This window comes from Thermodesulfovibrionales bacterium (genome assembly GCA_035622735.1).
GTDB lineage: Bacteria > Nitrospirota > Thermodesulfovibrionia > Thermodesulfovibrionales > UBA9159 > DASPUT01.
Genome location: DASPUT010000151.1, coordinates 1 through 8,176, shown reverse-complemented (window position 1 = coordinate 8,176; position 8,176 = coordinate 1). Strand labels below are relative to the sequence as shown.

The 8,176-nt window shown below is 49.7% G+C and carries 8 protein-coding genes; 7 read left to right on the top strand and 1 reads right to left on the bottom strand.

Annotated elements, in window-relative coordinates; genetic code table 11:
- The 5 genes from VEI96_08015 to VEI96_07995 all read left to right on the top strand — a co-directional run.
- The coding region (locus VEI96_08015) for a sulfite exporter TauE/SafE family protein (GenBank protein HXX57933.1) at positions 1-703 on the top strand (703 nt) is incomplete at its 5' end.
- A gap of 1 nt (position 704) precedes the next feature.
- Positions 705-1,454: a hypothetical protein gene (locus VEI96_08010; GenBank protein HXX57932.1), complete on the top strand. Its 750-nt coding sequence runs from the start codon at positions 705-707 to the stop codon at positions 1,452-1,454.
- A 10-nt stretch (positions 1,455-1,464) separates the two neighbouring features.
- A complete protein-coding gene (locus VEI96_08005) occupies positions 1,465-1,905 on the top strand; it encodes a universal stress protein (GenBank protein HXX57931.1) in 441 nt (146 codons plus the stop codon).
- A 146-nt stretch (positions 1,906-2,051) separates the two neighbouring features.
- On the top strand, positions 2,052-3,131 hold the full coding sequence (locus VEI96_08000; GenBank protein ID HXX57930.1) for a response regulator: 1,080 nt from the start codon (positions 2,052-2,054) through the stop codon (positions 3,129-3,131).
- A 14-nt stretch (positions 3,132-3,145) separates the two neighbouring features.
- Positions 3,146-3,571, top strand: coding sequence for a response regulator (locus VEI96_07995; protein HXX57929.1), 426 nt, complete (start codon positions 3,146-3,148; stop codon positions 3,569-3,571).
- Here the strand turns inward: VEI96_07995 and VEI96_07990 are convergent.
- On the bottom strand, positions 3,565-6,126 hold the full coding sequence (locus VEI96_07990; protein ID HXX57928.1) for a PEP/pyruvate-binding domain-containing protein: 2,562 nt from the start codon (positions 6,124-6,126) through the stop codon (positions 3,565-3,567). The genes VEI96_07995 and VEI96_07990 overlap by 7 nt on opposite strands.
- Positions 6,127-6,403: 277 nt before the next feature.
- On the opposite strand from VEI96_07990, the gene VEI96_07985 reads away from it, so the two are divergent.
- Both VEI96_07985 and VEI96_07980 read left to right on the top strand, forming a co-directional pair.
- Positions 6,404-7,993, top strand: coding sequence for an ATP-binding protein (locus tag VEI96_07985; GenBank protein HXX57927.1), 1,590 nt, complete (start codon positions 6,404-6,406; stop codon positions 7,991-7,993).
- A partial coding sequence (locus VEI96_07980) for a response regulator (protein HXX57926.1) occupies positions 7,993-8,176 on the top strand: 184 nt, incomplete at its 3' end. The genes VEI96_07985 and VEI96_07980, both read left to right, overlap by 1 nt.

Below are 8,176 nucleotides of genomic sequence, written 5' to 3'. Positions count from 1 at the left end.
AGATGCAGGCGCACATGGCGGGGGCGCGCATGGCGCCTGCGGAGATGCAGGCGCACATGGCGGGGGCGCGCATGGCGGAGGCGCGCCGAAGACTACGACAGGGGTTGCAATAAAGTTGCAGGCATTAAAAATCCCCCCCATGATTACGTTCGATGAGGACATCGTTCCCGGGGGCAAAAAGATATCAGGCGTGATCATGGCTATAGGCGGATCTTTTGTAGGTTTTCTTGCTGCCATCATGGGAGTCGGCGGCGGGTTTGTTACCTTCCCGATGTTCGTTTATACTTTCGGCATCTCCACCATGACAACCGTAGGGACCGATATCCTGCAGATTATCTTTACTGCCGGGTATGCCTCCATAACACAATATGCTATTTACGGATATGTCTTCTATACCCTCGCTATGGGGATGCTGTTAGGTTCGCTCCTTGGCATTCAGGTTGGAGCACTTACGACGAAGGTGGTAAAGGGTATCCATATCAGAGCGTTTTATGCCTTGACTATCCTTGCAGGGTTTGCCAACAGGATCACCGTTCTTCCCAAGAAATTGGGAGATCTCGGTTATGTGAAGATACCAAAGAACGTGGCAAACGGAACAGAGGCTGTCGGATTCTGGGTGTTCTGGATAATGATCGGCATCTTTGGTGTCTGGCTCTTTGCAAAGTTTTTCGGAAACATGAAAGCATTGAGAGAGGAGGGGTAAAATGCCGGTAAGACATGGAAAACATCTGGGCCTGGGCATAGTCTTGGCTATTTCGTTCTTCGTGGTATTATTCCTGATATTTTCACCTCTTTTTCCGATAGGTGAGAAGAAAGTAAACGGCTTGGAGTGGTCTGACGAAATGTTTAACAGGCTCGCAAAGGGCTCATCTTATTTTATTCCCAAGATTGTTAAGAGTAGTGAGAAGTTTAAGGGCAGGATGTTCAGTGCAACGATGAAGCTGGACAAGCCGGAGGATAAACCGGGGGAAGCTGAAAAGAGGGCTGAAAGGTCGGCTAAGGTGTTGCAAGCTGCCGGGGCTAAGACAGAAGTGAAGGGCCCTGAATTAAGGGTTGAAGGTGACCTCGGGCAGGTTCTTGAAGCGGCGTTAAATGATGCGGATACCATGTTTAACAATGAAGGAGACAAGATCAAGGCGAAATATGGATCCGATGATGCGAAGCAGATGTTCAGACAGTGGAACAATACCTTGCCGAAGATTAGCAAACAATTCGAGAAAGAAAAGAAGATGGAAGAGGCCAAAATAATCACCGATGTAGTGAAAAAGGCGATTGAACCATCATATAACTTCTACAACGTCAAGGCCGTTGAAGTGAAAGATCATATCGTTCTCATGACATTTCTGCTGGTCTTTTATGTCGCCTATACCATGTGGTGGGGCTTCTCTATATTCTACATATTTGAGGGGTTAGGGCTGAGCATGAAGAAGGCCAAGGCAAGGAAGGAAGTCTAAGGAGGACAATATGAAAATACTGGTGCCTGTTGACGGATCAAGATATTCGAGAGAAGCTCTGAAGGTGGCTATAGAGTTCGCAAAAACACGGGGTGCCGAAATATGCCTGCTGAATGTCGTCCCGGATTTTACGGACATAGATCTCGAAATTTCAGCCGGTGAAAGGGACAGGGTGGCGCAGCGGCTCGAAAGTCGAGGAGAATCAATCGTACAGGAGGCGAGAAGAATGCTCGAGGCCGAGAAGATCTCCGCCGATTGCAGATCCAATATGGTCGCCACTTCCATTACCGACGCCATCATTGACGTTGCAGAAAAAGAAAAGATGGACCTGATCATTATCGGCAGCAGGGGTCTCAGCAAATCTTCCCGCTTTAAACTCGGAAGTGTTGCTTCTAAGGTGGTTACCTATGCCCCCTGCTCGGTCTATGTTGTGAAGTTGACGTCCGAATAATTGCCGGTTACCTATGAACAGGTGAGAAGAGGGGAAGGGATTGGTTCCCCTCTTTTTACTTTTTACGGTACCGTGTATAATTCTGGAAGCAGATCAACTGTTTCTTTAGATCCTATCGGCGAGGGCGGATGGAAACAGACACTCCTATGAACATATTGCTTGTCGATGACGAGGTAGACTTCCTTAATGTCCTGTCGAAAAGGCTTGAGGCGCGCGGTTTCGTCATAGATACCGCAACAAACGGAGAGACCGCAATAGCGAGTGCAAAAGACAAAGCCTTCGATGTCATCGTCCTTGATCTCTCGATGCCAGACATCGACGGAATCGAAACACTCAAGCGGATTAAGAAGGATAATCCGGACATGCAGGTCATCGTCCTTACGGGGCACGCAACAGTCGAAAAGAGTGTCGATGCGATGAAGGAAGGCGCAGTCGACTTCCTGGAAAAGCCGGTTGACCTCAGTAAACTGATAGGAAAAATGAAGGTTGCGCATGAAATCGCGGAGAAAAAAAAGATCGAACAGCAGATGGCCCATACAGAAAAGCTTGCGTCTCTCGGTACTCTTGCCGCAGGTATCGCCCACGAGATCAATAACCCGCTGACGATAATCCTCGGTTTCACGGACCTCTTGCTCGAAAAGGTTCCTCAAGATTCTGAATTCCACGAACTGCTCAAGGCCGTAGAGAGGCAGGGACAGAACGCAAAGAGGATCGTCGAAAACCTCCTCGGTTTCGCAAGATACACGGAATACCGGGAAGAGGACGTAGACATTCAGAAGAATATCCGGTCTGTTCTCGCCGTCGTCGAAAGCGTGCTGACGACTAACCGCATTTCCGTCAACCTCGACCTGTCCGAAAGTCTGCCGATAATAAGAGGGAGTTTTGGGGAACTGCAGCAGGTTTTTTTTAATATCATTAATAATGCCATTCATGAAATGAAAGGCGGCGGTACGCTCACCGTTACCTCAAGGGCCGTAGAAGAAGGGAAACGTGTGGAGATACAGATCGCCGACACCGGTCCGGGGATCAAGCAAAAGGAACGTGCCAAAATATTCGATCCCTTTTTCACGACCAAGAAGGTGGGAGAAGGAACCGGGTTGGGGCTCTCGATAGCGTATGGGATTATAGACAAGCACGGCGGCACGATAAGCTTTGAAACGAGGACGAGAGACGAGTCGAATACACCCGGAACAAAATTCGTTATAACTCTGCCTGTGGTAAAATAGACGGGAGGGAAACGATGCCTGAGAAACTATTGATCGTGGACGACGAGCCGGACATGCTCCGGCTTCTGCAGATGATCGTAAGAGAAAAAACACCTTACGAGGTGACGACTACCAACAATCCTATTGAGGCCCTGGGACTGGCAAGGAAAGGGGGGTTCGATCTCCTCATTACGGATCTGAAAATGCCCGGTCTCGACGGTATAGAGCTTCTCAATACCGTCAGGGAATTCGACGCTGATATCCCGATCATCATCATCACCGCCTTCTCGACCGCCGAGGCCGCCGACGCAGCGATGGAAAAGAACGCCTTCGATTTCATAACGAAACCATTCAGAAAGGAGCAGATCCTCTTTACCATCGAAAAGGCGATCAAGTGGCTAAGGATCCAGAGGGAGAACAAGATGCTCAGGGAGAGCTTAGGCAAAGAGCAATCTCAGTGACCGGTGACGTTGGCCGAGCAGAACTCCTCGATATAAACATCCGTTATGGCGTCGTTGTACATCACCATGTCGAGCTGTTTCGTATAAACGGTAAGCCTCCCGAGGATTTCGAGCGTTTTTTCCGTTGAAGACCTTCTGTATTTCATCAGGGAAGCATTCACAACATCCTCCACCACCTTTACGCTGAAATCAAGTTTCCTGAGTATTTCCGTTATCAGCCTGATCCTCCGCAGTCTCCGGTCGATGATCGCCCCGCCGCCCTTGAAGGTGAACTTAATATAGTTGTCATTGATGTTCTCCCCCGCATAAGCTTCCACGGTCGACAGGTGATAACCGAGTCTGATGGCGAAATTCATGTAATCTCCGGAGATGATCGAAAAGCTCTTCTCTGCAGTCCTTTTCAGTTCTTCTTCGGGAATCGAAGCAGACGTCGCGAGCATGCCGAGAAAACCCTTTGCATCCGCCGGTCTCGGCTCAGGCCACTTCATGGCCGCAAGCCCCCTCAGGAAGGCATTAAACGGTACGGAGCTGATGTTTTTCAGGAGAAGATCCTTTGTATCCTCCCGTCCGCTCGTGCCGCCGCCGAGGTCGATGAGATAGATATCGACGGGTACGCCTGTCAAGAGCCTTATCGCCCCCACTTCGTCGGCGGATATTCCAGTGACGTCGAACAACTCATGTATCGCCATTTCGTGGCAGAAACGCGTGATGTCGTGGTAGGTCCGGCAGGATTCGGCCTTAAATGACCTATCGTCCGGGTTCACGAGATAGAGAGGAGATATCAGTTTCAGTACGTCCTCCAGTGTCTTAAAAATCCTGGTCTCCTTGAAAAGGTTTTCCCTCTTCACCGCGAACTCTTCAAGCTCCGCAACGTGTCCCCTGTAAATGTTGCAGTTTATTGCGTCCACGGTGATTTCCTCACCCTGCTGAATGAGCGATGTTGCAACCTCCGTATCCAGTAATGCGGCGACCTGAAACTCCCTCGCCAACGACGCCATGTGGCCCGTCGCCGACCCAACGTCAGTGACAATCGCGCTAGCCCTGTTCATGACCGCAACGAACTTTGGGGACGTGTGTTTGGCCACGAGTACCGCGCCTTCGGGAAAGCCTTCCAAATCTTCATCTTGTCTAACGATATAGGCCTTTCCGAACCCGATCCCCTTAAACGCTATGGCACCTCTGTCAATGAGAACGGTGTATCCCTTCACCAGCGTCGGCGCAGCTATAGACGCCTTTCTGGCCAATAGGCGCAGGGGCCTCGACTGCAAAATGCAGAGGCCCTTGCGTCTGTCGATCGCCCATTCGATATCCTGGCAACCCTGGAAGTGGGTTTCGAGAGAGAGGGCATAACGAGCCAGCGTCTTGATATCCTCATCGGTGACGGCTGCTTTTCCGTCGTGCCCCTCATCAAGGACGATCTCTTCGATACCCCCATCGGAATTACAAGCAAGCATCTGCGACTGTTTTGACGGGCTCCTTTCGATGATCTCGCCTCCCGAACGTGAAACAAGATATACTTCCGGCGTTATCGTGCCGTCAACAAGGCCCATTCCCAGACCCTTGACAGCGCTGATGATGATCACATCCCTCTCGGGGTCATTCGGGTCGGCAGAATACACGACACCTGCTGCCTCCGCGTCGATCATGGTGAGCACGCCGACAGACATCACCATATCCGATTCCTGAAAGCCCTTGGTCTTAACATAGAACAGCGCCCGCGGGTTGAAGAGACTCGCCACGACAGACTTGTATTTTTCGAAAAGCGATTCGAAGGGAACATTCAGGAACGTGCTGTACTGTCCCGCGAAACTGAACTCCCCGTCCTCCTGGAGGGCGCTGCTCCGAACGGAAACCTTTACCCGGGAGCCTTCTCTTTCGCAAAGTCCCGCGTATGACGCGGCTATGGCCGCTTCGAGATCAGAGGGGATTTCCCCGCCTGCGATGAGGTCCTTTATTTCCCTGCTCGTCGCATTCAATGCCTCAAGATCGTCAATCGACAGATCATCGAGTTTCTCCTTTATTCTTCCGAAGAAATCGTTTTGTTCCATGAACCTCTTGAAGGCAAAGGCGGTAATGCTGAATCCGTCCGGAATGGGAAGCGCAAGGCGGTTTCTTATCTCACCTATGTTGGCTATCTTCGAACCGACCATCTCCGCCATTTCCCTGGTAATCTCCGCTAAAGAAAGCGTATAGGGGCTTTCGGCGATTTCTTTCTTCTCAGTGAGAACCCTCTGAATCCCGGTCTGAATCTCATCGAACCTCTCATCCAAAGCCCGGTACTTTCCGTTTGAGATGATTCTGAGATTTTCGACAAGGTCTTTGACCCTTTCCGAAACAGCGTTCAAGGTAGAGTCAACATAGTGGCGGTCAAAGAGGAAATCACCGGAGAGCTTTTCTCCCATATCTGCCATGAGTTCGAGCGCGGCATTATTGCTCGACAAAAGCCGCTGAAATGCACCGAACTTCTCTGTCAGGACCTCACTGCCCTCATCTTTCCCTTTTCCGTACGTCTCTTCGGTTTTTAGGAGGCCTGAAATATGTTGCCACAGCTTCATGGGTTCTCTTTTTCCGGGCATGTCCCAAAGTTTTTTATGACAGTCCGGTAAAAATATAATAGCACAAAACAGGCCAGGCTTCAGGTTTTGCATAAAATAAAAACGTGCTATAATGAACAGAAATGGAGACCCGGCTCTCACTCCTTTTATGCAAAGTATTTTAAGGCCATTCACGAATTTTGTTAACGCGATAAAAAAAGACCGTTACAAGTCTCTTAAGTTACGTTTATTCTTCTATATAGGAACGCTTGCGGGTCTCCCCCTCATCGGGATTGCCATGATCAGCTATTTCTGGGTTTTCAATATCCTTAAAGATGAATTCCGGGACCATCTCAGGTGGCAGTTGGAAGACTCACAGCGGTCTATTGAGTCGTTCTTACAGGAGAAACTCGCAGGATTGCGATTCCTTACGAATGCGTACAGCCTCGATGAGTTGTCTGACGATACGATGATCCATACGATTTTTGCCAAGTTCAGGAAAGAATTCGGAGAGATCGTTGACCTCGGCCTAATTAACTCGGAGGGGATCCAGCTGTCCTATGCGGGACCTTATCATCTCAAGGGCAGGGACTATTCGAACCAGGACTGGTTTCAGGAGGTCAGCATCCGCGGTGTCTATATCAGCGATGTTTTCACCGGATACCGAAAGATGCCCCATTTTGCGATCGCCGTGAGAAGGGAAATGCCCGGCAAGCACGCCTTCTGGGTGTTACGGGCAACGGTAGATGTGGAGACCCTCAATAGATTCCTTTCTTCGATGCAGCTGAAGGAATACGATGACGCGTTCATTGTAAACAAAGACGGTATCCTCCAGACCCCTTCCCGCTTCCATGGCAAAATACTTGAGCGGGCGGCTCTCAAATTTCCGGTTCCTGCTCAGGATCTATCATTAATGGACTATAAGCGAGATAGTATCTATCTTGAAGTCGGATATGCACATATAAAGCAATCCTCCTGGGTATTGGGGATGGTCGTTCAGTCAACCGCTTCATCGAGGATGATCGAGCTCTTTACCAAGGATGTGGGCACGCTTTATTTGATCATCGTACTCGTTATTATAGGTTCCATAGCAAACAGCATCATCACTTCTTCAGTTGTAAACCGGATACAAGAGGCGGAGCAAAGGCGCGAAGCAGCCATTGCAGAGACCGAACACACAAGTAAACTTGCCTCAATCGGAAGGCTTGCAGCCGGCATAGCGCATGAAATAAATAATCCCCTCGCCGTGATTAACGAAAAGGCCGGACTCATGAAGGACATTCTGCAGCTTATCGGCAACTTCCCCAATAAGGAAAAGTTTTTATCGATCGTCTTTTCGATAACTGATAGCGTAGATCGCTGCAGGACTATTACGCAGCGACTCTTGGGATTTGCCCGGAGAATGGATGTCTCCCTTGAGATAATCGACATGAATGAAACGATCAAGGAGGTTATCGGGTTTCTCGAGAAGGAGATTCTCTATCGGAATGTCAACCTGGATATGAATCTCTCGGAAAATCTTCCCAAGATCGAGAGTGACAGGGGATTGCTGCAACAGGTATTCTTAAACATCGCCAACAATGCCATAGACGCCCTGCAGGATGGGGGGACGCTGGCGATTGCCACGGGGAAGAAAGATGAGGACACACTTCAGGTGATTATGCGGGATAATGGTCATGGTATTCCGAAAGAAGTCTTAAAGCATATTTTTGAGCCCTTCTTTACGACGAAAGAAAAAGGGAAAGGTACGGGTCTCGGTCTCTCCATATCATACGGGATAATGCAGAAGCTGGGGGGTACGATCCTTGTTGAAAGCGAGGTCGACAAGGGATCGGCTTTCACAGTCGAAGTGCCTGTCAAAGCCAGCATCGATCTAAGGGGGTTATAATGTCATGGACTAAAGTGCTTATCGTTGACGATGAGGTTGAATTTGCGGCTGCATTGTCGGAAAGGCTGCTCCTGCGGGATTACGACACGAAGGCGGTATACAACGTGGATGACGCCATCGCCGCAATCAAACAGGACCCGCCTGAGGTGCTTCTGCTCGATCTTAGAATGCCGGGCATGAGTG

Coding starts and splice junctions, on each gene's coding strand:
- VEI96_07990 (HXX57928.1), bottom strand. CDS start 6,126: ATGAAGCTGTGGCAACATATTTCAGGCCTCCTAAAAACCGAAGAGACG.
- VEI96_08010 (HXX57932.1), top strand. CDS start 705: ATGCCGGTAAGACATGGAAAACATCTGGGCCTGGGCATAGTCTTGGCT.
- VEI96_08005 (HXX57931.1), top strand. CDS start 1,465: ATGAAAATACTGGTGCCTGTTGACGGATCAAGATATTCGAGAGAAGCT.
- VEI96_07985 (HXX57927.1), top strand. CDS start 6,404: ATGATCAGCTATTTCTGGGTTTTCAATATCCTTAAAGATGAATTCCGG.
- VEI96_07995 (HXX57929.1), top strand. CDS start 3,146: ATGCCTGAGAAACTATTGATCGTGGACGACGAGCCGGACATGCTCCGG.
- VEI96_08000 (HXX57930.1), top strand. CDS start 2,052: ATGAACATATTGCTTGTCGATGACGAGGTAGACTTCCTTAATGTCCTG.